General features: G+C 55.7%; 15 protein-coding genes and 1 tRNA gene. 9 read left to right on the top strand and 7 right to left on the bottom strand.

Annotation, left to right across the window (positions count from 1 at the left end):
• Nucleotides 1-116 precede the first annotated feature (116 nt).
• The 3 genes from CGZ80_RS04060 to CGZ80_RS04050 form a co-directional block, all read right to left on the bottom strand.
• Entirely contained in the window at nucleotides 117-1,880 is a 1,764-nt protein-coding gene (locus CGZ80_RS04060) for a hypothetical protein (protein WP_094411628.1), read from the bottom strand.
• A gap of 15 nt (nucleotides 1,881-1,895) precedes the next feature.
• On the bottom strand, nucleotides 1,896-2,966 hold the full coding sequence (locus CGZ80_RS04055) for a glycosyltransferase family 2 protein (RefSeq protein ID WP_094411626.1): 1,071 nt from the start codon (nucleotides 2,964-2,966) through the stop codon (nucleotides 1,896-1,898).
• A gap of 206 nt (nucleotides 2,967-3,172) precedes the next feature.
• Nucleotides 3,173-5,929 carry an FtsK/SpoIIIE family DNA translocase gene (locus CGZ80_RS04050; RefSeq protein WP_094411624.1) on the bottom strand — a complete coding sequence of 919 codons (2,757 nt, stop codon included), beginning with the start codon at nucleotides 5,927-5,929 and terminating at the stop codon, nucleotides 3,173-3,175.
• A gap of 588 nt (nucleotides 5,930-6,517) precedes the next feature.
• Here CGZ80_RS04050 and CGZ80_RS04045 point away from each other — a divergent pair.
• From CGZ80_RS04045 to CGZ80_RS04035, 3 genes are all read left to right on the top strand, one after another.
• A complete protein-coding gene (locus tag CGZ80_RS04045; protein WP_094411622.1) occupies nucleotides 6,518-8,029 on the top strand; it encodes a sulfatase-like hydrolase/transferase in 1,512 nt (503 codons plus the stop codon).
• A 139-nt stretch (nucleotides 8,030-8,168) separates the two neighbouring features.
• Nucleotides 8,169-12,185, top strand: coding sequence for a DUF1553 domain-containing protein (locus CGZ80_RS04040; RefSeq protein ID WP_094411620.1), 4,017 nt, complete (start codon nucleotides 8,169-8,171; stop codon nucleotides 12,183-12,185).
• Nucleotides 12,175-13,617: a DUF1501 domain-containing protein gene (locus CGZ80_RS04035; RefSeq protein ID WP_094411618.1), complete on the top strand. Its 1,443-nt coding sequence runs from the start codon at nucleotides 12,175-12,177 to the stop codon at nucleotides 13,615-13,617. The genes CGZ80_RS04040 and CGZ80_RS04035 overlap by 11 nt, the downstream gene beginning before the upstream one ends.
• 9 nt (nucleotides 13,618-13,626) lie before the next feature.
• Here CGZ80_RS04035 and CGZ80_RS04030 read toward each other — a convergent pair whose 3' ends face one another.
• Nucleotides 13,627-16,347, bottom strand: a complete 2,721-nt coding sequence (locus CGZ80_RS04030; protein WP_094411616.1) for an ATP-binding protein — start codon at nucleotides 16,345-16,347, stop codon at nucleotides 13,627-13,629.
• Nucleotides 16,344-17,570 carry an ABC transporter substrate-binding protein gene (locus CGZ80_RS04025; protein ID WP_255407690.1) on the bottom strand — a complete coding sequence of 409 codons (1,227 nt, stop codon included), beginning with the start codon at nucleotides 17,568-17,570 and terminating at the stop codon, nucleotides 16,344-16,346. Before CGZ80_RS04025 ends, CGZ80_RS04030 begins: the two co-directional genes overlap by 4 nt.
• 460 nt (nucleotides 17,571-18,030) lie before the next feature.
• Between CGZ80_RS04025 and CGZ80_RS04020 the strand changes: the two genes are divergently transcribed.
• Nucleotides 18,031-18,723: a hypothetical protein gene (locus CGZ80_RS04020; RefSeq protein WP_094411614.1), complete on the top strand. Its 693-nt coding sequence runs from the start codon at nucleotides 18,031-18,033 to the stop codon at nucleotides 18,721-18,723.
• Here CGZ80_RS04020 and CGZ80_RS04015 read toward each other — a convergent pair.
• Both CGZ80_RS04015 and CGZ80_RS04010 read right to left on the bottom strand, forming a co-directional pair.
• Nucleotides 18,713-19,564 (bottom strand): biotin--[acetyl-CoA-carboxylase] ligase, encoded by an 852-nt coding sequence (locus CGZ80_RS04015; protein ID WP_158222542.1) that lies wholly within the window; start codon nucleotides 19,562-19,564, stop codon nucleotides 18,713-18,715. The genes CGZ80_RS04020 and CGZ80_RS04015 overlap by 11 nt on opposite strands.
• Nucleotides 19,549-19,746 (bottom strand): hypothetical protein, encoded by a 198-nt coding sequence (locus CGZ80_RS04010; protein ID WP_094411609.1) that lies wholly within the window; start codon nucleotides 19,744-19,746, stop codon nucleotides 19,549-19,551. Before CGZ80_RS04010 ends, CGZ80_RS04015 begins: the two co-directional genes overlap by 16 nt.
• 66 nt (nucleotides 19,747-19,812) lie before the next feature.
• Between CGZ80_RS04010 and CGZ80_RS04005 the strand changes: the two genes are divergently transcribed.
• From CGZ80_RS04005 to asnB, 5 genes are all read left to right on the top strand, one after another.
• Nucleotides 19,813-19,886, top strand: a tRNA-Ile gene (locus CGZ80_RS04005).
• Nucleotides 19,887-20,076: 190 nt separating this feature from the next.
• A complete protein-coding gene (gene mutL / locus CGZ80_RS03995) occupies nucleotides 20,077-22,095 on the top strand; it encodes a DNA mismatch repair endonuclease MutL (RefSeq protein WP_094411605.1) in 2,019 nt (672 codons plus the stop codon).
• Between the two features lie 5 nt (nucleotides 22,096-22,100).
• Entirely contained in the window at nucleotides 22,101-22,808 is a 708-nt protein-coding gene (gene pdeM / locus CGZ80_RS03990) for a ligase-associated DNA damage response endonuclease PdeM (RefSeq protein ID WP_158222541.1), read from the top strand.
• Nucleotides 22,809-22,890: 82 nt separating this feature from the next.
• Nucleotides 22,891-23,889, top strand: coding sequence for a serine/threonine-protein kinase (locus CGZ80_RS03985; RefSeq protein WP_094411601.1), 999 nt, complete (start codon nucleotides 22,891-22,893; stop codon nucleotides 23,887-23,889).
• Between the two features lie 9 nt (nucleotides 23,890-23,898).
• Nucleotides 23,899-25,806, top strand: a complete 1,908-nt coding sequence (gene asnB / locus CGZ80_RS03980) for an asparagine synthase (glutamine-hydrolyzing) (protein WP_094411599.1) — start codon at nucleotides 23,899-23,901, stop codon at nucleotides 25,804-25,806.
• Nucleotides 25,807-25,978 lie beyond the last annotated feature (172 nt).

The raw sequence follows: 25,978 nt of genomic DNA, 5'->3' as shown, positions 1-25,978 counted from the left end.
AAAGGAAGTTTAGCCTGCTACGCGAGAACTCAGAAAACCGGGGGGGAATCCTCACTCGCTCGCTGAATCGCCGACCTTCACCACTGGCGAAAGGTTCAGCTGTCAGCGTTGATTCTCTAATGGAGCTGACGATCGTCAGTACGGAGCTTGTTTGCGATTTTCGTACTCAACTTGGCCGAACGATAGACGATCACCGTTTCGTTTTCATTGGCCTGGATCGGTTCAGAAATGGCGACCCAGCCGTTAGCCAGAAGGTGTTCCCGGATGTTGGGTTGGTACCGATTGATGACGTTGAAGGCGTAGTGTTGTTGGATATAGGCCGCTGTCTTCTCGTCCGGCATCACGAGGTAATCGATCTCGCGTTCGCACTCGGAGATCAACGTACCGATTTTTTCAGATTCGGTCTCGCCAGCAACTTCATCCCAGGTCGCTTCCGCAGCAACGTCGAAGGTGTTTTTCCGTTGGAACGCCATCCCATCGCATTCAAGCTGCCCATCGATCTTCCGGAAACCGTCGTGATCGAAGGTCGCAACCGAATACACACTTCCGGCACAAACCGATGTCACCTGTGTTACAGAATAATTGATTTGCCCCACACCGTTCGCTCGGCAATCTTTGACCATCGTGTCGACCATTTGCTTCAGCGAAGCCATTTCGTTGACCCCCGAGGGTTGGTGTTCCTCCCAGCCATCTGCGGCTGCGGACGCGAGCGCGAACACCAGCGAAGCGGTCGCGATTCGCCCAAGGGATTTCGACCCGATTGATTCGATTGTCTTCGCGAGCAACAACAGCGTCGCGACGCTCATCCCCACGATTGCAGGCATACTGACGAACGGATTGTTGCCAGCGCCACGCAAGACCAAGAACAAAACCGGACTCACACCGATCCAAACCATTGCGACAAAGCTGGGCCCCATTCCACGCAGCGTTTCCCAAAGTGGTAGTTTTGGCAAGCTGCGAACCGTGTAGATCGAGATAGCGATCAGCCAAATCATCAGAAGCAATGCAAAGTTCTCGCCAATACTTCGTCCAGCAAATTCGAAGTGCTTGATCGACTCAGAGATGCTCAGATCCGCATTGGCGTCTGTATTCCAGACCACATAGTAGTAATACAGGCGATCGAACTTGAGAAAGAAGAACCAGCCGGTTCCCAGGACAGTCACCAATGCGGCAATCAATTGTCCTTGCAAGTGCCGTGAACGTTCAATGCCTCGAAGCAATGTCCACAATGCGATCGGCCCCAAAGCAACCAACAAATAAACCGGTGCGGTCGCACGTGAAAGGCAAGTAACCGTAGCGGCGACACCGACCAACGCATAGATCGTTCGCGACGGCTTCTCCATCGCCGCGAGCATCAGAATCGCTGTGCAGCCGAACGACAAGCAAAGCATCAAGTCCACTCGGAAATCTGAAAGCCCGCCGTTGGCACCGTAAAGGCAATCGCAAGCCAAAAACGCGAAGCAAACAAGCCCTGCTGTTGACAACGACGTTTTCTGAAATCGCTGCAGATACCAGGACAGGCATCCTAAAAATGCGAACAGATAAATCATCTGAATCCAGACGCCGATCAGTCGCGAAGGTTCCGCAAAGACGCCCACTAGGATACCGATCAAAAACGGCATCAACACTGTCGAGCCGCTGTTCCAAACCAGCTGAACACCGGACACGATTCCGTTGGTTTGCGTTTCCACCACTGCGGCATGCATTAGGTGGTGATAGTCAATCGAATCGTAAAACGGATTCATGTGTTGATACAATTCGATGTTCAACTGCGAGCAAAACGCACCGACGAGGAAACAAACGAACGCGATCGGTACTAAAAGCTTCCATAACGCGAACTGGACGTTCTGTACTTCTAGCTGTTCTTCAGACTGCATCATTGAATTCAATGTCCGTTACGCGGAGAGACGCCGGCTATAATCCGTCGCGGTTGAATGTTCAGAGGGACTTTGCTGGATCGGATGAATCATGGTGCCTGCGGCCGAGTCCGAAGAAAGGTCACTGGCAAGCAAATACGGCGGACGTTTACGACATTCTTCATAGATCCGTCCGATGTATTCACCGAGGACACCGGTTGCGATCAGCTGGAATCCGCCCAAGCCTAAGATCGAACACAGGATCGTAGTGAATCCCAATTCGGCCGTTTCGAATCCGATCAGCCGCTTACCCACAAACCATGCCGCAGCCGCAATCGAAAGGGCACACAAAGTGACTCCCGATGCGGTCAACAAACGCAGTGGCTTTAATGAGTTACCAAAAATCGCGTCAAGCGCGTAACGCAGCAACCTTGTGAAGGTTTGCTTCGGCTCGCCTCCTGCCCGTTCCTGGCGTTCAAACCGAACGATCTCGACGTTGAAGCCAACCCAAGAACGAAGGGCGGGGAAGAATCGATGAGATTCATCGAGGCGACAAATCGCATCAACCGCTTGCCGATTCATCAAGCAAAACGTCCCTGTGTTTTTAGGGACATTCGATTCGGAAAGAATTTGAAACAGGCGATGAAACGCGGCAAAGCACAAGCCGCGAACAAACGTCTCTTTGCGGGACGAACGCTGTGCGATCACCACACCCGCCCCCGATTCGAACTTCTGCAACAGTTCTGGAATCAACTCCGGCGGATCTTGTAAATCGCCATCCATCAACACCACACAGTCCGCGTCGCTCGCATGTAAACCAGCGGTGATCGCGGCCGGTTGCCCGAAGTTCCGCGACAGCGAAAGTAAGCGAACAGCCCCTTTGGATTCCAGGCCTGCGTTTTGCGATTGATCCGCTTGTGAACGATTGGCATCGATTGCGTGTTTGGCAATCCAGTCCGCCGTCCCGTCGCGACTGCCGTCGTCAACGTAGATGATTCGGTAGGACTGCCCTGTGGATTGGCATGCCGCATCGACCCGCTGATGCAGCAATTCGATGATTTCGATTTCGTTGAAGACAGGAATAACGACGTCAATTCGTCTTTTTTCCATGGATGGTTCCACTCGTCAGATACGGGCCGTTGGTAATTGCCGCGACCGTAGTAGAACCAAAAAACAGGAGTCAAGACCAGTCCGGCAAGGTGTGCGAGAAACCCTGCGAACTGGGGCCCAGCGAAGCTACGAACTGGGGTTCAGCGAAGCTACGAACTGGGGTTGTCGTGACGCCGCGATACGAACGCCCGAAGCCGGCATCAACGTTAGTCCTTGACGTCTTCGTATTCGTCGTCCTCGTCTTCGTATTCTTCCTCGTCGTAGTCTTCGTAGCCGTCTTCCTCGTCGTCAGACGCCTGCGAAGTCACTGCTGAGTCGTCGTCATCATCAGATTCTGGCGGATCCAACCCCTGCATTTCGTGCCACTGTTCCAGCGATAACAACACGTCACGGGCCTTGCTGCCGTTGTAATCGCCGACAATGCCATCTTCGGCCATAAAGTCGATTAACTTCGCCGCACGCCCATATCCAATGCCCAAGTGACGCTGCAACAGCGAGCATGAACCGCGGCCTTCACGGATGATTACTTCTACCGCACTGTCATAGATGTCCGGTCGATCAGAGCCAAGCGATGGCCCATCGCCTTCTTCGTCCTCGTTGACTTTCAGGTTCATCAACTCGCCGACGAAGTTTTGCTCTCGCATGCTGCAGTGAGCACAGATCGCATCGATCTCTTCGTCCGAAAGATACGTCCCCTGACCACGAATCAGCGTACTGGTTCCCGGCCACAGGAACAGCATGTCACCGTTGCCGAGCAGCTTGTCCGCACCGTTTTCGTCCAACACGACGCGACTGTCGGTTTTACTTGCCACCTGGAAGCTCAAACGTGCTGGCAAGTTACTCTTGATCAAACCGGTGATGACGTCGACGGTCGGCTTTTGGGTTGCCAAGATCAGGTGGATCCCGACCGCACGGCTTTTCTGGGCCAAACGAATGATGTGTTGCTCGACGTCCTTGCCAGCCGTCATCATCAAGTCCGCCATTTCGTCGGCGACGATCACGATGAACGGCAGTTTGTCCGGAACGCTCCCATCATCGTCTTGCGGCTCGATTTCCAAACGACGGAGGATCTCGTCTCGTCCCAAGTCGTTGAAACTGTTGATGTGACGCACGCCGACGTTGGCCAGCAACGAATAACGTTCCTCCATCTTCTCAACAGCCCACGCCAAAATTGCTTCCGCCTTCCGCATGTCCGTGATCACGGGATGCATCAAGTGCGGCAGCTTTCCGTAACCGCTGAGTTCGACCATCTTCGGGTCGATCATCAACATCCGGACCTCGTCTGGACCACGTGTCATCAGCATGGACGTGATGATCGAGTTCAAACAAACACTCTTACCCGTACCAGTTCGCCCCGCGATCAACAGGTGAGGCATCTTGGCCAAGTCGACGACCATTGGGTTCCCCGAAACGTCTTTGCCCAAGAACACGGGGATGTTCATCTTCAACGAGTTCGTGTCGGATTCCTCCATCACGTCGCGTAAGCGAACCGCTTGGCGTTTCTCGTTGGGCACCTCGATACCGACGGTGTTCTTGCCAGGAATCGGCGCGACGATTCGAACGCTCGGTACACGCAGCGCGATCGCCAAGTCTTCCGCCAACCCGGTGATCTTGCTCAGTCGCAGCCCCGCTTCGAGTTCGATCTCGTACTGCGCAATGACCGGACCGGTTTCGATTTCGACGACGCGGATGTTGAACCCGAAATCGGCAAACGTCGCTTCCAAGATTTTGGCTTTGCGACGGACCTCGTTGAGCTGCTCTTCGTAATCGATGTCGTCACTCGCTTCGAGCAACTCGATCGGCGGCATCATGTACTCTTCCGCAACCGCCGGCGATTGCTCGACCATCGCCCGAGCGACCTTGTCCAGTTCGCTTTCGGTTTTGTTGCGTTTGGGCATGCGGATTTTGGGCCCAGGCACCGAGTGCTCGGGATCTTGCCGCAGCTGCTGTGTTTCGCCTTCGACTTCGATTTCGCGGTACGACGATTCGTCTTCGTACTCTTCCTCGTACTCGGCGTACTCCTCTGCCGAATCCTCCGCTTCCGCGTCGGGTTCAGTGTCGGCTTCATCGATTTCGGCAGGCTCGGTCTCCTTTGGCTTTTTGCGACGACCACTGGATCGCAGCTTGATACGCGGCTCGGGCTTTTCCTCTTCCTGCGTCTCTTCTTCGGCAGTCGCTTCCGAATCCGCGGTTGCCACCACTGGTTCGGCCGCTGCTGCCGGCTCGGAATTGGATTTGTTTTTTTTGCCGTCGTCGCCGGGGCTCGCCAGCTGATCGGCCGCTTCTTCGAAGGGCTTCCGTTTGGGGCGCAGCATTGGTGGCATCGCCGAGGCGGCCCGTTCCATTCCAGCTCGTGAAGCTTGCGCTCCACCGGCAAAAATCTTCTTCGTGGCGTAGAGGATCGCGTAGTCCGTCGTTAACAACGTTCCGACCGACAGCATCGTCAACGTCAGGATCCACGCACCGCCGGCACTAAAGTGGTCGAGAAGCCAGCTCGAAATCATCGCGCCCAACACACCGCCGGCGCCATAGACCGACAGCCCATCGCTTTCGATCGGCATCATCGCGGTCGCCGTGGCGACAGCCGCAACAATCACTGTGCCGCCCATCGAACGCAAGACCGGCGCTTTCAAATGGCCACGGCGAAGCATCGCGATCGAAACACCGCCACAAGCCGCGATCACAAACGCCGACGCAAGACCGAGGTAATGCATCATCGCCGAAGCAATCAACGCACCCCAGTAACCACATGCGTTGTGGATCGATTCCGCCGGCGGATAGACCAACACGTCAGGCACATGGATCTGACTGATCGGCCAAAACGGTGCGTCGATCGGGTCCGACGGATTGCGTGTCGCTAACGAAATGGTCAACAAGATCGTCAGCGCAATCAACAAGATCGAACCGACGTCGCGTGCGAAGTCAGGCTCGGCGTTCGATTCGTTGATCAGATCAGCCGACATTCAGCTTCCATCAGCTTAATGCATTGAATTTTGGGCAAACGATAACCGGTCATTGTCGCTATCGGACGTTAAAGTCAAGCGCATGAGTTCCATCAAGGCGTCAAGGTTGATCCCGTCAAGTCGAACGCTTGTTACAGCCGGACCAGCTTGCCAGACCGGACTTCTTTCACTGTGCGGACATCTTTCCCCAAGCGTCGTTGGCGTGAAACAGCAAGCAGTATTCTTAGACCACCAGTTCGTTTTCGCTCGCCCTCTTGCTAGGGGACGTGAACAATTCATGCGGCAGCGATTCGAGTCTGCGTCAATGCGAAAGCACTAAGCGAACGCACGCAACAATTCGAATCCGGTCGCTCATGAGGGGCGGCTGATCGCGGTGATCGTGAAACACGTTTTCGTGAAACACGATCCAACGATCAAACCACATGGAAGCCAACTTGCCATCAGTCGAATGGTCCACTCTCCCCTCAACCTCTGATGTAACCATCGTGTCAATCGAACTGTTACATACCGCATTCGGAATCATCTTCACCTTCGTTTGGCTTTTCGTCGGACAGATTCTTGTCGCCAGCCGCTAACGGGGTGAAGTCGATGTTTCTGTCCTCTGAAGCCATCTTGCGGCGCGGGATCGTTTGCCAGACCGTACAGAAGCAATCCGAGCACAAGCAAATCCTTTGCACATTGCTCTGGATGTGCACGATCGTTGCAGTGTCCAGCACTGACGCGATTCACGCACAAAATCCAGATCCAGTTTCACGCCCCAACATCGTGGTCATTGTCGCCGACGATCTTGGCTATGGTGAAACCGGAATGATGGGCAATCGCGAAATCCCGACGCCCAATATCGACAGTCTCGCCGCACGCGGCGTGCGCTGTACCGCCGGATACGTGACCTCGTCTTATTGCAGCCCATCGCGTGCCGGGATCTTGACGGGACGTTATCAATCTCGTTTCGGTTATGACGTCAACCCGACCGGCAAACGGAACCTTTTACCAGAGGCCGGTCTGCCGCAAAGCGAGACAACCTTCGTCCAGAAACTTCAGGACTCGGGTTACCAAACCGGGCTGGTCGGCAAATGGCATTTGGGTGCCACTCCGGAACTGCATCCGCTGCGACGCGGCTTCGGTTCGTTTTATGGCTTTTTGCATGAAGGCCATTTCTATGTCCCCGGATCGATCAACGATCCGACGTCTTTCCAAGGCGTCATGACGATGGTTCGTGATAAAGCGCTGGACACCGGGACCCGCGCCCGAGAGGGTGACTTTATTCGCGGGAACTACGCCCCAATCAATGAGCCGGCCTACGATCAAGACAACCCGGTTTTGCGTGGAACCGATCCGATCACCGAGACACGTTACCTGACCGATGCGATATCGGAAGAAGCGGTTCAGTTTGTCAATCAACATCATGAATCGCCGTTTTGCTTGATGGTGTGCTTCAACGCTGTCCACAGCCCCATGCAGGCCAAACTTGCGGACGCCCAAGCGTTTCAACGAATCGAAGACGAACAACGACGCATCTTTGCCGGTATGCTTTCGGCAATGGACCGTGGAATCGGAACGATTTTGGACGCGATTGACGAACATCGCCTGCGACGTAATACGCTGATTGTGTTTCTGAGCGACAACGGCGGTCCGACCAAGGAACTGACCAGCAGCAATCAACCGCTTCGTGACGGGAAAGGGTCGCTTTACGAAGGCGGCGTGCGGATCCCGATGGTGTGGAGCTTTCCGACACGTTTGCCCGAAGGCAAACTCGAAACTCGTCCCGTACTCAGCCTAGACATCGCAGCGACGGCACTCGATCTGGCCGGAATACCGAGCGGAAACGAACTTGACGGAGTCAGCTTGTTCGACTGGATCGATTCACCACTCGCCGAAGGTCACCAGACTATTTTTTGGCGAATGCAACGTGGCAAGAAAGCCCTGCGGAGTGGCAACTGGAAGATCGTCTCGCCGGGTGCTGACGAACCGTTCGAACTGTACCACCTCGCCAGTGACATTGGTGAACAGCGCAACCTTGCCGAACAGCAGAACGAAAAGCTCAGCGAACTCGTCAAACGCTGGCAGTCGTTCAACCTCCAAATGCCACCGTTGAAGTAGCCCCACTGAACCAGCCCTGTCGAAGCTTCGTCGCAGCCGCCCACCCCTACGAAAAACTTGCGTCATTGTCGCCAGTCGCTTAGGGTAGCAGGACCTGCCCTCCTGCCTTTCACCCTCCATTCACGCGGCGGTGCGTCTAATGCCTGCTGTTCTTCGTTGGTTTTCGATCCTCTGGATCGGACTCTGGTCGCACTTTCTGTTCGCCGCAGACCCGGCTTCGGTCGAGTTTTTTGAAACCGAAATTCGCCCTGTTCTGATTGAGCACTGTTACGAATGTCATAACTCGTCGGATGCAGACGAAGGCGGCTTTGTCGCTGACCACCGCGCTGCAATGCGTCAAGGCGGCGAAACCGGCGCGATTATGGTCCCCGGCGATGCGTCTCAAAGTCGACTGATCGCGATCCTGCGTCACGAAATCGACGGCTTAGAAATGCCCGCCGGCGGTCCCAAACTGGACGAAGCGGTGATTGCAAAATTCGCTCGCTGGATCGATGCCGGCGCGATGGACCCTCGCGACCAACCGCCATCCGCCGAGGAGCACGAGAAGGCTTCGTCTTGGCCAGAAACAATGAAGCGGCGAAAGCAGTGGTGGAGTTTCCAACCGTTCACGAATGCGCAACCGCCATCGGGCGAGGCGGCGAATCCGATCGACCGCTTCATTGATCAAACGATCCGCGATCAACAACTGAAACCCTCGCCACGTGCCAACGCAGACGTACTGGTGCGGAGGTTGTACGTGACCCTGATCGGACTGCCTCCGACCATCCAGCAATCACAAGACTGGTCCAAGCGAATCGACGAATCAGGTGACGAAGCGATCGCCGAACTGATCGACTCGCTTCTCGACAACAAGCACTTCGGCGAACGCTGGGCACGGCACTGGATGGACTGGGTTCGCTACGCCGAATCACATGGCAGCGAAGGCGACCCGGCGATCGAAGGTGCATGGCACTATCGTGACTATCTAATCCGTGCGTTGAATGCGGACGTGCCTTACGACCAACTGGTTCGCGAACACATTGCCGGCGACCTGCTGGAACAGCCACGCGTCAACCTGGACTTGGGAATCAACGAATCGGTCATCGGCACTGCTCACTGGCGGATGGTCTTTCATGGGTTCGCGCCAACCGATGCCTTGGACGAACGGGTTCGCTTTACTGATGACCAGATCAATGTATTCAGTAAAACGTTTTTGGGACTGACCGTTTCTTGTGCTCGTTGCCATGACCACAAGTTTGATCCAATCAGCCAAGCCGACTACTACGCCTTGTTCGGAATCCTCGAATCTTGTCGCCCCGGACGTGCGGCAATCCAACTTCCCGATGTGCTGTATTCGGCAAAGCCACAAATCGACCAGCTGAAATCACAAATCAAATCTTCCATCGCCGGACAGTGGATCCGTTCGATTGAATCGCTTGGCACAAGGCTAAAGGGCAACGATTTCCGTGACGTCACGAGCGGAATCCTGGCTCCGCTGAACGCCGCAAAAGGCAAACTCGATGCGGGAATGGCATTCGACGACGCTTGGCAACAGGTACTCGCCGAACAAGCAGATACGCCGGACCCACTCGACTCGGCACACATTCATGAGTACTGGAACCTTGGCGAACCCTTGGGAAGCGATCGCTGGTTTGGTGTGAAATCCGATCACGAAGCCGGCGCAGGTGAGTTTGCACTTCAACCCGATCAGACACAGGTTCTGACCGGGATTTACCCGGCCGGATTGTATTCACACCTGCACTCGCAAAAGTTCCCGAGTCGCTTCACCAGTGACGACGTTGTCCTGGGTGCCAACCAACGGATTTGGGTAGAATCGATCGGCGATTTTGGCGCGACCAATCGATACGCCGTTTTCGATTACCCTCGCAACGGAACGGTCTATCAAAAATCAGAACTTGATCCGAACTGGCGTTGGCGGCCCTTGGACGTCAGTTACTGGGAAGGCGACACCATTCACGTCGAAGCGGCAACGTCCCGTGATGCACCGCTTTTGACATCGGGTAGAGACAGATCTTGGTTCGGGCTACGCCGCGTCGTCGTGGCCGATGCGGAATGGACTCCGCCCGACCCTGATCGAGAACTTCAACAAGCAATCTTTGCTGCCGCAAGCCAACATCCGCCGAGTTCAATCGATGACTTGGTTGACGTTTATTGCGAATCGCTATCCGCCGCGGTCGAAACCTGGTCTTCCGGCGAGATGAGCGATGCTCAAGCCTTGATACTCAATGACGCCCTACAACGGTCCTTACTGGAAAACCGACTGGACCACTTGCACGCTGCCAAAACCGCAGTGCTCGCCTATCGAAAAATCGAAGCAAGCATACCGATCGCGAAACGCATCCCGTCTTTGGATGAATCGAACCCACGTGACCAGCCACTGATGGTTCGTGGCAATCATAAGCAACTCGGCGAGCCCGTTCCGCGGCGTTTCCTTGAAGCGATCGATCCCACACCTTACGCCGAACAATCCAAGACAACGGACAGTGGTCGACGACAATTGGCAGAAGACATCTTGCGCAGTGACAATCCACTGGCACGCCGAGTGATCGTCAATCGCATTTGGACCTACCTATTCGGTAAAGGGCTCGTCACGACACCCGACAACTTTGGTCGACTCGGTGCCAAGCCAACCCATCCCGAACTGCTCGATTACTTGGCAAACGAATTCAGCAACGACGGTTGGTCGATAAAGACTCTGATTCGACGCATCCTTTTGACCGATGCTTGGCAGCGTTCCTCCGTCGCCGAACCTGCGTCGATTGAGCGTGACCCCGCAAACCAGTATTTGACACATGCCAATCAGCGGCGATTGGAAGCGGAAGCGATCCGCGATCACCTACTATCCATCGCAGGTCAACTCGACGGTCGCATGTTCGGCCGGCCGGTGAATTCCACAGCGACACGACGCAGCATCTACCTATCTGTGATCCGAAACGCATTAGACCCATTTCTACGCGCCTTCGATTTCCCAGAACCGTTTGCAACAGTTGGCGACCGTTCGGTAACCAACGTCCCGGCGCAGTCATTGACACTGATGAACGATCCCGTCGTCGATGGTTGGGCGCGGCAATGGGCGGCGAGGCAACTTCGTGAGCGATCGAAACACACTGATCAGGACCGAATCGCCGAAATGTTTTACCAAGTCACCGCACGACAGATATCTGGCGAGGAACTGAGTGATCTCACGCAATTCCTGGAACAAACCAAGCAAGAAGTGACATCTTTGCTTCAAAAGCGTGATGTATTAAACCAAGAACGCCTCGCTTTATCCAAAGACCTCGACAACGACCTGCAGTCGGCCATTGAACTGGTCACAACTGAACGGGCTACACAGAACAAGGTTGACCCCATTGCCGCGTGGGACTTTACCACGGGACTCCAGGATCGCGTCGGAAAACTTGACGCAACTATTCAAGGTGATGCCCACGTTGACACCAACGGTTTAACGGTGCGACGCGGTGCGTATGCGATCGCCGGTCCGATCCCCCAAACGTTGCGTGCAAAGTCACTCGAAGCACACGTCAAACTGGACTCACTTGAACAAAGCGGTGGCGGGGTGATCTCAATCCAAACACCCGATGGTCGAGTCTTCGACGCCATCGTTTACGGTGAACGCCAACCTCGCCGCTGGTTGTCTGGCAGCGAATTGCATCGTCGCAGCCAAGACGTCATTGCCGCGCCAGAATCGCTGGCAACCGAACGTGCGGTACAGATTGTGATTACTTATCACGAAGACGGTAACATCGCTATCTATCGCAACGGGCAGCCATACGGACAACCTTACGAAAGTACCGGACCGGCGGATTTCCTGGCGGGTCAAGCGATGATCACCTTCGGATTACGCCACTTACCCTCGATCGGCAATCGGTCGCTACAAGGACAAATCGTTCGAGCGGCAATCTATGACACTGCGCTTACCGCCGAACAAGTCGCCATTATTGCCAAGGCCAATCCCAAGTATCTGTCGATAGACGATCTGATTGAAGACCTCGATCCAGAGCAACAAGTTGTGATCAAGGAAAAGCAACAGCGTTTTGACACGATCAAGTCGGAACTTCAATCGCTTTCGACGCTCCAAGACGACGTCGAGCTTCAAGCCTACACCGAGCTGGCTCGAACAATGTTTCTATTGAAGGAGTTGATCTATGTTCGTTAGTCGACGCCGCTTCCTAGAGAAGACGTCAACCGGTTTTGGCGCCGCTGCGCTGTCGGCGATGCTGTCATCAGAAGCGAACGCCACCCCGGCAGCTCCCGGCCAATCGCTTCCCGACGGTGCGGCGATCCGACAAACCCACCATCGTCCAACAGCCAAACATGTCATCTTTTGCTACATGTCGGGCGGTGTTTCACACGTCGATTCCTTCGACCCAAAACCTGAACTGAAACGCTTGCATGGCAGGCCGATGCCGGTGCAAGTACAGCGTACGCAGTTCAACAATAACGGGAACGTGATGGCCAGTCCTTTCGCGTTCAACCGGTACGGTGAATCAGGATTGCCAGTCAGCGAATTATTCCCCCATGTCGCCACGGTTGCTGACGAGTTGGCGGTGATTCGTTCCATGACAACAGCTGTCAACGAACACGCGCAGGGCAACTTTGTCATGCACAGCGGATTCCCGTTTATGGGGCATCCGAGTGCGGGGGCGTGGTGTTCGTACGGCTTGGGAACCGAAACGAATGAGTTGCCAGGGTATGTCGTCCTGCAAAGCGGCGGCGCGATGCCACCACACGGCGGCGTCAGCCTGTTCAGCAGCGGCTATTTGCCGGCGGAACATCAAGGTTCGATCCTGGTAGCCGATGCCGAAGAAGCGATTCGCAACATCCGTCCGCTCGGCACTGAGACGATGCAAAAGCGGCGATTGCAAGCCGCGGCGAGGCTCGATTCACGCTACGCCGCTATGACGCAGTACGACTCGCAAGTCGAAGCCGCGATCAAGAACTATGAAACCGCGTTTCGGATGCAAACGGCGGTACCGGACCTGTGTGATCTTTCCCAAGAAACGGCCGCGACGAAACAGGCGTATGGACTGGATTCCGCCGACGTACAGATGGCTGGGTATGGGCGTCAATGTTTGCTGGCTCGTCGGTTGGTCGAAAAGGGCGTTCGATTTATCGAACTGAGTTGCCTGCCACAGTCACCCGGCACCGGACAAGCACCGAACCCCTGGGACCAGCACAGCGGGCTGGAACCGGGGCACCGCACAATGAGTCGCCAAGTCGACCAGCCGATCGCAGCGCTGATCAAAGACCTCCGCCAACGTGGATTACTGGACGAAACCCTGGTGGTATGGGCTGGCGAATTTGGCCGAACGCCTTTTTCACAAGGCAGCGATGGTCGTGACCACAACCCCTTTGGATTCAGCGTTTGGATGGCCGGAGGAGGAACAAAAGGCGGCGTCGTTCATGGCGCAACGGACGAACTTGGTTACTACGCCATCGAAAACAAGCAGACGGTCTATGACCTTTGGGCAACGGTGTTGCACCTGCTCGGCGTGGATCACACCAAGCTAACCTATCGCTACAGCGGCCGGGACTTTCGACTGACTGATGTGCACGGTGAAGTGATCACTCCGGTGGTGAATTCATAGCCGTCTCAATCAGACCGACTCATTCACTTGGTCGGCAACGATATCTTTCGAATCCAGTTGGCTGGAACGTGGTGTCGCCACCAACATGCCCTTTTCCCAAGGAAAGCGAATCGTGAAGGTCGTCCCACGTCCGACTTTGGATCGAACCGAAATGCTTCCGCCAAGTTCTTCACACGCCGCTTTGACAGCGCCCAAGCCGACACCCCGACCAGAAAGGTCTGTTGCTTGATCACGTGTGGAGAATCCGTCGCTGAATAACGCTTCGATCAAGTCCTCTTTGTTTTCACACGGGAGATTCAAATTGGACGCCTTCTCGCGAATCCGGTCCCAATCTAAACCACGCCCGTCGTCGGCCAACTGGATTTCCATCCAACCGTTCACGACGTCACTGGAGAACTTCAAATTCCCGGGACCTGTTTTTCCAGCCGCGGTTCGCTCCTCGGCGGTTTCCAGTCCATGATCGACTGCATTGCGAACCACGTGAACCAAAGTTGGCCAAAACGATTTCAGGCGTTCGCCGGGAATGCAGAGCCCGCCATCATGAGTCGAGACAATGATGTCGCGGTCAAGCTGCAAAGCGATTCGGGCCGCATGGTCGGCCAATCGCTTTAGCTGTGTATCCACCGGCTCCAACAGACAATGCTCCACAAAGGGAAGGATGTCGCTGTATTCGGCTTTGCTGTGAAGTAGCTCGACAACGTGTTCCAGTTCGGCCCGTGTGACTTGGATAATGCCTTGGTCGCAGGTATCTAAGAACGTTCCCATACGGCTGAGCCCGTCATTCCAAATCTCACGCATCGATTCGATTTCCAGCTCCGAAGGCATGCGGTTTTCATCTTCGAGAACCGATTCTAATTCGTGAATAAACTTCGAAATCGACTTGAACCCGATGATCGCGCAATTGCCCTTGATGGTATGAACGATTCGCCGCGAAGTGATCAGATCACTCGCATTCTTGACACCGTCGATCAGCTTGTTGCATTCGCGGATCGCGTCGCAGAATCCGTCACGGTCTTTCAGCAAGTTGCCGATGACAACTTGCAACTCTTTGATCGCAAGTTCAGCACGTTCGGCTTCGAGTCGCGCGGTGACATCTTTGACGATGATCAACACACGACAGAGCACTCCGTCGTTGGCGACTTCGCGATAGTCAAGTTGGTAGGTTCGATTGTTATGATCCAATTGTGACGGTGCTTGGGCAGCAGCGACCTCGAACGGGAACACATCAGAAACGATCTGATCAAACCCCATCCAAAATTCATCTGAAAGCTGTTGATCGTCCCCCGCCAGATAGTCCCAAAATTTGGCGTCAGTTGCGGGTTCGCCAAACCATTCAACGACCGCCTTGGACCGTTCGGGCAATATTCGCCCGTCGGTGTCGACGGTAAAGATTCCGTCTCCGGTACTATCGAGCACCAATTGCAGAGACGCAGTGCGTTGCTTGACCGCAAGTTCCAATCCGCTGTTGACTTCCGCCAAGCTGCTGGACAATTCGCTCAATCGTCCGTTTTGCAGCCGAAGGTCGATGACGCTGGTACGGACGCGGAATGCGGCGATCACCATCGAAAGCAGACCAACCAAAACGATCACTGCCGACACCGTCCGGCTCAGGCCAATGGTGGCTTCCGCATACTCGCTCGTCTCTTCGGCGAAGATCTCAGAGAACACGGTCAGGTCCGAGGTGCAGTGTTGCAATTCGTGAGCTGAAAACTCCGCCTTCTTTTGCAGTTCGCGAAGGTCGCGTGTCCGCAGTAAAATTTCCCGACGTTGCTCAGATAGCGACTCGGTCACGTCGTCACTGTCGATGCTGGTGATTAACTTCTTCGTCAATCTGGTCAACATCGCCATCCGGTCGGCAAAACTGTCATCGCCCAGCACACGCTGGATCTCTTGTAGCGACTCTTGCAACTTTTGAGCATTCTGCGCGATTTCATTGGCCGACAGCGAATTCAGCACATCGATGTTCTTCGCCAATGCAATCTTGCCTGCCAGCGAGTTCAGCTTTTGCGCGGATAGATTGAACGAATCAATCGCTTCGGTTTGGATTCGAGTGTCGCCAACGATCAAATTGCGAACATGATCTCCATGCTCTTCCGAGCGTTCCAAGTGTTTCGCAACTTTGCGAAGCTCGAGCACATAGCGTAAACGCAGGATGCCAGAAATTGCCGACGTCTCCTGCAACAACAGTTTCAAGTCAGCGTCGATTCCAGATAACGTTTCTTGAAAGGATACGCCCAATGAATCCGTCACTTTTGCAATCTCAAACAATTCCCTTCGTGCGGCAAGGAATTCATCGACTTCGGTCTCAAGCTTCTCAGTCGCTCCCTTCGGAAATTCAGCATTCGCAACGATTTCCGGTTCGGAGAGCTGTTCTTTCAAGAGCTGTAGCGTCTCCTTCGCCATCTCTTCGTCTGTATGATCCCTCTCCATCCTTTCAATCTTGGCACGACTGAGCCGTTCCAAATTGCTTTGGCTCAAAAACATGTGGCTGACCGAATCGCTCAACTCGACAAGACGGCTTTGGATCGGCACCACATCATTGGACAACCGAGTAATCGACGTTCCCAGGGTATGCTGGACCACGCAGATCGCGACAATCAAACTGGCGAGTACAAATGCGCCCAACGCCGCTATTGTTTTGACGTTTCGTTCGATGTTCCCATTCCCAGCTGAAGGCCCATTCCCATCTGAAGATTCGCCCGCTGAAGGTTTGACTGTGGGTTGGCTCACTGGTACGCCTCCTCAACCTCGTATCGGCTTGCGTCTACGATCGCTTCGTTCCAATCTTCCAGCGGCACCAACTGCCCATCTCGGATGAATGTCGGCCAGATTTGATGACTCAGTTGGTGTTCCGTTTTGGACAACCGATGTTCGAGCCCAAGCCCAAGTTGAATCGGTTCACCGCTCTCCAATCCATCGATAAAGTCTTCGGCATCAGCGTCTGGGCCCGCTAGTTTCAAGCCTTCGACAAACGCCTTGGCGACCAAGAACCCTTCGAAGCTGACAAAGTTCTGGCTGTCGGGCGGGACAATGCGGCGAAATTCGATTGCCGCATCAACGCTGCTCGACGGAGTCGGAACGACTTGTGTGATGATCACGCCGTTGCCCCAATCGCCCAGTTCGGCGACCAACGACGAACTTCCTACGAAAGACACGTTTAGAAAAACAGGATTGAAATTGTTCTGACGGGCCGTCTTGATGAACTTGGCACACGGCTTGTATGCCCCAACCATAATCACCGCCTTGACGTTTTCACGCGGGTCCAGCAATCGGCTCAAACCGTCTTCGATGTCGACGGTGTTTCGGGTGTAGCGGCCATGTGGCAAACGCTCGGCATCCGGGAACCCGATGGCTTCCAGTGCGCTGATCGCACCTCGCCACCCCGCATCGCCATAGGCGTCGTTCTGTGTAAAGAAGCCGATCTCTTCGGGAGCGATTTTCAACTCCTTGACGAGCCCTTCAATCATGCGAGCAGTTTCCTCGGCATACGACGCTCGGTAGTTGATCACATAGCGATCAGGTGGAGTATGGCGAAGCAATCCCGCACCGGTGAATGCACCAAACATCGGAACGCTTTTTTCATTTGCGATCGGCACGGCAACGGCCGCCGTCGGCGTGCCCACATTTCCGATCACACAAATCACCTCATGCTGATCAATCAGCCTGCGCATGTTTGGTGCCGTCTTGCTCGGTTCGTAGGAATCGTCGATCGCGATCAATTCCAAAGGCCGATGGTGGACGCCGCCCCGTACGTTGACGTAGTTGAAATACGTTTCAATGCCTTCTCGCATTCCGTTGCCAAGCGCACTCGCTGGGCCGGAGAAGGCTGCGGACATTCCGATCCGCCAAGGACTTTTTTTCTCAACCACAGTTTGCTCGTCCGCCAGACAGGCGACGGTACAACAAACGATTGACGCGACAAAAGATGGGACAAGACGAATGAACCGAGGCATACTAGCTCCAGTCGGTTACCGGGATCCGTTTGCAACACACTGCGTTGCATCGGATCACTCGGCGAGTCGTGCCTGCAAGGTGCCCCTCCGGCTCGATCAACGCGGCGACGTCGCCTGCGGTGCAGTTCGCTCCCGGCTCTGTGCGGAAGCTTTACAACGTCAACTTGGACTATCGATAGAAAGTTGTCGAAAGATCCTTCCCCGCTTTCACGACGGGTTGTCCCTTAAAACGTGCCGATCCGGCCCCCCCTCGCTGTTTTGGTCTGTGAAGTCGACACTGATTTGCCGTTAGGAAACTCAATGTTTCACGATCGATCTCGATCACGATCAAGTTGAATCGCCTGATCTCACATCGCCCTGTGGCGGTTGCCGGACCTGCTCTTGCGGAGGCATTCAATTGCTTGTTAAAGCACAATGCAATTCAGACTTCGATGTCCCTGCCCCTTTAAGATGCCCATTGATGGAACGCTTTCGATTCAGGCACGACGCCTGTGCACAACAGTCACACGCAGCGTTTTCCTCCACGAACAACGCTCGCGTTTGGTTCGGACCTTTGGCAGTGTGCCTGTACCTGTTGAGCTGCTGCTCCGGATGCGCAACGCTGTTAAGCGAACGTAGGTATCCCGTCACGATCGACAACCCTCCGGGCCCCACCTACTTTTCAGTCGTCGATCACAAACAAAACGTGATCCATCAAGGCGTCACACCCCAACAAGTCACCTTGGATGCAAAGCGGTTTCCGTTTATCCCTGCCAAGTACGGTGTCGTCTTTGCCGGTGCCGGCAATACCAGCCAAACTCGCGAGATCAAAGCTAAACCCGACCCGTGGATCGTTGGCAACCTGCTTGTCGGCGGTGTCCCAGGCGTGATCGTCGATGGGGCCAGCGGTGCGATGTACAAACTGCCCAAGAAAGTCGAAGGCTTTGTACCCACCACCGCGACCGTCACCGATGCCAGCCAAGGCGCAGTGATCGCCAACGCGGTCGCCAGATCAGGCGTCAAAGGCGACACCACGACCAACGTTCTCTTGGACGCAAACCCCGCCGTTCAACCAAGTACGGACCCCGGACAGTTTGTCGTGTCTGAACAGCTCAGTGACCAAGTTCCCGTACGCACCGCATCGGCCGTCGGTGACGAAAACATCAACCGCTAAAACGCACACGCTGAACTTGGCCACTTCGTAGCTCAAGCGTTTGCCCGTTGCACTCCAACAACAGCGATCCTTCATCGCTGATCCCACGGCAAACGCCTTCTACGAGCTGATCGTTTTGACGCAGCGAGATCGCACGACCGGTCAGCACACATCGCGACCGGTACTGCCCCATCAATCGCTCCGGTATCTGTAGGTCCGAGATCGATTCTAAAACCGACGCAGTGATCGCGTTGAGCAATTCTTCACGCCCGACGCTTCGCTGCGCAATGTCGGCCAGCGCCAGCGCCGGTGACTGTGAATCGGCCAGCTGCTCGGGAGCACGGTCAACATTGATCCCGATTCCAATCACCAAGCGGTTGGCCGCCGACGCGGACGTCTCGATCAAGATCCCGCCCAGTTTCCGAAGCTGACGGATCTGCCCCTTGCGATCCGTTTCGATCGCGCAAATGTCATTCGGCCACTTCAACATCACCCGAAGCGGCGAACAGCAATGCTCGATGCCTTGAGCGACACCGATGCCAGTCGCGATCGAAACCAGTGCCGCGTTTGGTGATTGCAAATCAAAATCGCAAAGCAACGAAAACGTCAACGAGTCGTTGCTGCTGTGCCACTGGTTGCCCTGACGTCCACGGCCAGACGTTTGCCGATCAGTCAGATACAAACGCGGCAGATGCGATGGCGCCGCCGCGTCTGTCTGCAGCGACTGCAGCGCATCCGAATTCGTCGAACCCGTTTGTTCGGTGTACACGCAAGACCTGACCAGGCCTTCGTCGATCATCTCGGAAACGGCAAGCCGCATCGTGGCGGAGACTTCGCCACGGCAATCTAAACAGGGATCCACAGTCGAAACGTCGCTAGAAAAGACAAAAGGAACATCAGCAGCAACCCGGCCGCGACCCAGCGCCAAAGCTTGGGAATGTCGTCGACCGCCCGGTGATCGCCAAACTCGCGATCAATGTACTCTTCGTAATCGAATCCGTCGTCGACGTAATCGTCATCCTCGAAATCGTCGTCGTGCTCCATGGGGTGACCACCGGAATGGGGAGTGTAACGGAGTGCAACTCTTGGCTAAAATCAGGCCCTCTTCTCGGGCCAGTAGCTCAGTCGGTTAGAGCAGGGCACTCATAATGCCTTTGTCGCGGGTTCAAGTCCTGCCTGGCCTATCCTTTTTCGCAAGCGTTCGCCTTCGGGCCGCTTGCGTCGGTTCTAACGGATCCGGTTGCCAATCGGACAGCCCGCTGGCGACGGGTTTGCTGGCAATGTGGGACAATCTCCGATTGATGCCCCCGTTTCGCCAGTCGGATGCCCGTTTCAACGGTTGGATGATCGTGGCTCGCTGGGTAGATTGGCACTATGGACGCCACCGCTAGAAAACTGCCGACGATTCGTCAACTTCCCCCGAATTTGATCAACCAAATCGCTGCCGGCGAGGTCATCGAACGGCCCGCCTCGGTCGTCAAGGAACTGCTCGAAAACAGCGTCGATGCCGGGTCAACCCGGATCGAGGTTTCGATCGTTGGCGGCGGAACCGAAATGATCCGCATCAGCGACAACGGCTGCGGGATGACGGCCGACCAATTGCCGTTGGCCCTGGCCAGTCACGCGACCAGCAAACTGCCCACCGACGAAGCCCTGTTTCATGTCAGCACCCTGGGGTTCCGCGGCGAAGCGCTCGCATCCATCGGCAGTGTCTCGCAGCTCACCATCCGCAGCCGGATCGACGGCGACGACGCCGGAAACGAAGTCCGAGTGCGTGGCGGCGTGATCGAGCCCCCGGTCCCGTGCGGGTGCGGCGTCGGCACGGTGATGGAAGTTCGCAATCTGTTTTTCAATACCCCGGTTCGCCATCGGTTCTTGAAAACCGCGCAAACCGAAAAAGGCCATATCGTCGAAGCCTTCACCCGATTGGCACTCGCCAATTCGCACATCCACTTTGTGCTCAACAACAACGACAAGCCGCTTTATGACCTGCCGGTGACGGAGCGCTGGAGCGAGCGAATCGAAGCCTTCTTCGGCAGCGAGATCGCCGATTGCTTGATCCCGATCAATAGCGACGACGCGCAGATCCGTGTCTCAGGCTACGTGTGCGACCCGTCGGTCAGCCGCGGTAACTCGCGGATGCAGTACCTGTTTCTCAACGGTCGACACATTCGCGACCGCTCGTTGCAGCATGCCCTTGGCGAAGCGTACCGAGGACTGTTGATGGTCGGCCGACACCCGGTGTGTTTCTTGCGGATGTCGATGCCTGCCGAAATGATCGACGTTAACGTTCACCCGACAAAGCTAGAGGTCCGCTTTACCGACGGCGGTCGCGTTTACAGTCGACTGCTGCAAACGCTTCGTCACCACTTTCTGACCACCGACATGACGCAGCGTGTCGGTCCCTCATCGCCAGCGAACCAACCAACGCAGTCCGATGCCCCGCAAGGCCCCACCGTACCGGTACTCAATCGGACCGAACAAGCTCATCGCCAATCGGTGATCGAATGGGCGCGGACGGGACGCTCACCTGACGAAGTCTTCGTCTCGCCCAACCGTGGTGGCGACAACATGCCGACCAATGCCGGGCCGATCGCATCACAGAACTCGATGACGTCCCTTGGCGGTGTCCCCGATTTTCAGCCCTACCCCTCAGGCAACTCGATGGGTTTGCCTGCGACAGGAATGGCGTCCACCGGTGACGCGGACTTTGCCCCCGATCCGAACCTGGCACCTTGGGATGATCCCCACATGCCGATCGGCGATCCGCCACTGTCACGCAACGGGCACCCCAGCGTTTGCTACTTGGGCTTCCAAGTTCATAACCGCTACTTGGTCACCCAAGACGAAAAAGGCATGGTCGTCATTGACCAGCACGCCCTTCACGAACGCGTGCTCTATGAACGCGTCAAAACCAAAGTGCTCGACAGTGGCCAAGCTCTCGAATCACAAGGCTTGCTGGTTCCCGAAACCGTTTCGCTCACGCCGGCCGAACGAACCGCCGTGCTGGAGCACCAAGACACGCTTCGCCAAATCGGAATGGATATCGAAGACTTCGGTGGTGAAACCGTCGTGATCCGGTCCTACCCGGCAATGCTTCGCAAGACGCCTCCCGCTGAAATGCTGCGGACGTTGATGGAGTCGGTTTTAGGCGGCGGAAAAAAGCCCGAGCCGATCGAGCTGCTCAATCACTTGCTCTCCACGATCGCTTGCAAAGCCGCCGTCAAAGCTGGCGACCCGCTCTCGCCCGAAGAGATCGAATCGTTGCTCGAACAAAAAGACCTTTTCAACGACACCCACCACTGCCCACACGGACGCCCAACGGCCTTGTTCTTCAGCCGTGACGAACTGGATCGCATGTTCGGACGCCTGGGCCCACGCGGCAGGGTCTGATCGAAGTGAACGGATTCAACACTTCGCAAGCAACTGACGCATCGCTGACGTTTGTCGACGTCACCCTGCGGGATCAACGGTTGCGTTTACTTGCCGGTGGCGGCGTGTATCACCGCGACCGACGCAGCCTTTTTGTCGCCGATTTGCACCTTGGTAAAGACACCACATTCCGCCGACACGGGCTGCCGGTCCCCAAAGGCAGTTGTGAAGCAACCTTGAATCGTGTCGCAAAAATGATCGACGCGTGCGAACCAGCGCAGCTGTTTTTCTTGGGCGACATGTTTCACGCCAAGTCCTCGGTCTCGGATGAAGTCGATCGAGCAATTTGTGCGTTTCGCGATCGCTTTTCCGAAATCCCGATGACGCTGGTGCGTGGCAACCACGATGCCTCGTTTCGCAAATTGCCAAGCCGCTGGGCGATCGATTCGTGCGCAGAAAACTTCATTGTTGATGAACTGCGACTCTGCCACCATCCGGTCCACTGTGGTGATGATAAAGCCCTAGCCTTGGCCGGGCACCTGCACCCCGCATTCGCCCTGGGCACCGTGACCGAGCGGCTGGGGAATTTGCCCTGTTTTTGGTACACGCAGGGCTGCTTGATATTGCCAGCCATTGGCGAGTTTACGGGGACCTATCGCGTCCGTCGCCAAGCGGCCGACGACCGAGTGTGGGTGGTCGCTGACGAAACCGTTCTGGAAATACCGAACGTCTAGCAGAAAGTCCGCCTGGGCTGACCCGCATCTCGATCATGCGCTACAATGAAGGTATTGCAGTTCTTCAAGCAGTGGCGCATCGATGCAAACTGAACCCACCATTATTTTGTCTGGAACGGATCCCGATCTCCCGCGCAAACTCCCCTCGGGGTTGGGGCGATACAAAGGGCGACGTGAAATTGGCCGAGGTGGAAATGGCGTATTGGAGGGAGCGTTTGACCCGGTCACCGGGCGGACGGTCGCGATCAAGATGCTGCCGTTTGACGTCCACGCGGTCCCTAACGAACGCCGTCGGTTGCTTCGCGAAGCACGGGTGACGGCCCAGCTGCAGCACCCCAATACCGTGCCGGTCTATGAAATCGGCAACGACATCATGCACGGCATCTACTTCACAATGAAGTTGATCTCGGGCGAGAACCTGTTCGAAATTCTAAAGCGGATCGCACGCGGCGACCAACGAACCGAAGCCGCCTACCCTGCCGTCCGCCGAGTCTCGTCCTTGGCCGGTGCCTGCCAAGCACTCGCCTACGCCCACGCTCGCGGCGTCATCCACCGTGACGTCAAACCAGAAAACATCTGGGTCGGCAACTTTGACGAAGTCTATTTGTTGGACTGGGGCACGGCCAAAGTCTGGGGATCGATGGATGACCAAACCGTCGTTCGCTATGACGCCACGGCACTGAAGAAAGCCGAAGAGGAACAGCAGCAAGAACAACAACTGCAAACCCTAACCGGCGGTGGCCAGCGTCCGGGCACCCCGCTGTACATGTCACCCGAACAGATCCAAGGTACACGCAGCATCGACGAACGCAGTGACATCTTCAACGCGGGCGTCTGCTTGTACGAGTTGCTCGCGATTCGCGAACCGTTCCGCGGCGCGAACATCGACCAAACGTTCCGCAACATCATTCACGGCGAAGTGCCTCCGCCCAGCGAACGATCGCCAGAACGCAACATCCCAAAACTTGCCGATCAAGTCGTCCTGCGCGCGTTGGAAAAACGCCCCGGCGACCGGTTCCAAACGATGCGTGAAATGATCGATGCAGTTCACGACGTGATTCAACTGCTTGACCAGGACTGATTCGTATCTATGTGTGGAATCACCGGAGCCGTTTGGCTGGACGATCGTAAAGCGGTCGACCAGCACTTGCTATCCAAGATGACCGATGCGATCACGCATCGCGGACCCGATGACGATGGCCATTGGATTGCCCCGCATCAAGTCGACGGTCAAGGCCGTGCCTATGGAATCGCACTCGGCTTTCGGCGCCTTTCCATTATCGACGTTGCCGGTGCCGCACAGCCGCTTGGCAACGAAGACGGCGGTGTCCAAATCATATTCAATGGCGAAATCTATAACTACAAAACACTTCGCCGACGACTCGAAGGCAACGGCCACCGCTTCCAAACCGATGGCGACGGCGAAACCATCGTGCACCTGTACGAAGACCTCGCGACCGATTGCTTCGCCGAACTCAACGGCATGTTCGCGATCGCACTTTGGGATCGCCGCCGCAGCCGATTGGTCTTGGCACGTGACCGGATCGGACAAAAGCCCGTCTACTATGCGTTCGACGGCCAACGTTTGGTGTTCGGCAGCGAGCTGAAGTGTTTGGCCGCCGTCGAAGGCGTTTGCACGGAACTTGATCCGGCCGCCATCGACGAATTTTTAACCTACCAATACGTGCCCCATCCGGGAACGATTTGGAAAGGCGTCCGCAAGTTGCCTCCGGGGCATTTCCTGGTCTTCGAAAAAGGCAACCTGAGCGTCCACCGGTATTGGGACTTTGATCCCACCGTCGAAAAACAAATCACTCGGCAACAAGCGGTCGAAACGCTGCGTGAATTGCTTACCGACTCGGTCCGCTACCGTTTGCAAAGCGACGTGCCGCTGGGTTCGTTTTTGTCCGGCGGGATCGATTCGTCCTTGATCACCGCAATCGCCGCCGCCCAGCGTGACGAACCGATCCGAACATTCAGCATCGGTTTCCCCGTCGCCGACTTTGACGAAACGCACTATGCCGCACAAGTCGCAGCGCATCTCAAAACTGATCACAAACGTTTCGAAGTCCAGCCCAGCGGGGCGCAGGTCATCGAAAAGTTAGTTTGGCATTTTGACGAACCCTTCGGCGACTCATCAGCGGTTCCGACGTGGTACCTCTCGGAACTGACACGCCGCGAAGTCACGGTTGCCCTTTCAGGTGACGGCGGTGACGAATTGTTTGCCGGATACGAACGGTATCGTGCCCTTTGGCTAAGTGTTCGCTTGCGGCGAATGTTTCCGATCCATCGCATGCCTGGGATCGGGCTGGTCCAGCGTTTGCCAGATAGCAACAAACAGTATTCGATCATGCGCCGCGCCAAGCGTTTCTTCGAAGCGCTCGAGCAACCCGAAGCACGACGCTATTTGAATTGGCTGCAGATTTTTCCCGAACGCATGCGGGCCGAGCTTTACACCGACGACTTCGTGGAACAGTTGCCGGGCGAAGACCCGTTCGAGTTTTTGGATTCGGTCTGGCAGCGTAGCGACGGGCGTGATGTCGTATCGCGTGCGTCGATCTCGGACTTGTTGTCCTATTTGCCCTGTGACTTGTGTACCAAAGTCGATGTGGCTTCAATGGCCCATTCACTCGAAGTCCGCCAGCCGATGCTTGACCATCGCGTGGTCGAGTTCGCGGCATCGTTGCCGGTCGATCTAAAGTTCCGAGGCCGACGAGGCAAACTGTTGCTCGAAGATGCCTTTGGCGACATGATCCCACGATCGATTTTCCATCGCCGGAAAATGGGATTTGGCATCCCGATCGGCCAATGGTTCCGCGACGAACTCAAGCCAATGGTCCACGAAACGCTGCTCGGCCCCGACGCCCGCATCGCCCCCTATTTCCGCCGCGAAGTCGTCGAAAAGCTAGTCGGCCAACACGAGCGAATGGAAAACAACCACGGCTACCGATTGTGGAATTTATTGATCCTCGAGCAATGGCTGCGGCAGTGGAACTAAACGCGCCCCATCAGCCGACGGCGCGATAGCGTGCGGTTAGGTGCCCCAGCAAAACGCGACCAACTCAACCGATTGCAAATTGCAAAATGAACATTGCAAATTGAAAATTGGTAGACGCAGTCCGACGGCGCCCCAAACGCATCACGCGACTCTCTTTCTACACTGCTCCCTC

Source organism: Rhodopirellula sp. MGV (genome assembly GCF_002251265.1).
Taxonomy (GTDB): domain Bacteria; phylum Planctomycetota; class Planctomycetia; order Pirellulales; family Pirellulaceae; genus Stieleria; species Stieleria baltica_A.
The sequence above is the reverse complement of the archived record's forward strand: the minus strand, read 5'-3'. Positions and strand labels throughout refer to the sequence as shown.

Coding starts and splice junctions, on each gene's coding strand:
- CGZ80_RS04060 (WP_094411628.1), bottom strand. CDS start 1,880: ATGATGCAGTCTGAAGAACAGCTAGAAGTACAGAACGTCCAGTTCGCG.
- CGZ80_RS04055 (WP_094411626.1), bottom strand. CDS start 2,966: ATGGAAAAAAGACGAATTGACGTCGTTATTCCTGTCTTCAACGAAATC.
- CGZ80_RS04050 (WP_094411624.1), bottom strand. CDS start 5,929: ATGTCGGCTGATCTGATCAACGAATCGAACGCCGAGCCTGACTTCGCA.
- CGZ80_RS04045 (WP_094411622.1), top strand. CDS start 6,518: ATGTTTCTGTCCTCTGAAGCCATCTTGCGGCGCGGGATCGTTTGCCAG.
- CGZ80_RS04040 (WP_094411620.1), top strand. CDS start 8,169: ATGCCTGCTGTTCTTCGTTGGTTTTCGATCCTCTGGATCGGACTCTGG.
- CGZ80_RS04035 (WP_094411618.1), top strand. CDS start 12,175: ATGTTCGTTAGTCGACGCCGCTTCCTAGAGAAGACGTCAACCGGTTTT.
- CGZ80_RS04025 (WP_255407690.1), bottom strand. CDS start 17,570: ATGCCTCGGTTCATTCGTCTTGTCCCATCTTTTGTCGCGTCAATCGTT.
- CGZ80_RS04020 (WP_094411614.1), top strand. CDS start 18,031: ATGGAACGCTTTCGATTCAGGCACGACGCCTGTGCACAACAGTCACAC.
- CGZ80_RS04010 (WP_094411609.1), bottom strand. CDS start 19,746: ATGGAGCACGACGACGATTTCGAGGATGACGATTACGTCGACGACGGA.
- mutL (WP_094411605.1), top strand. CDS start 20,077: ATGGACGCCACCGCTAGAAAACTGCCGACGATTCGTCAACTTCCCCCG.
- CGZ80_RS03985 (WP_094411601.1), top strand. CDS start 22,891: ATGCAAACTGAACCCACCATTATTTTGTCTGGAACGGATCCCGATCTC.
- asnB (WP_094411599.1), top strand. CDS start 23,899: ATGTGTGGAATCACCGGAGCCGTTTGGCTGGACGATCGTAAAGCGGTC.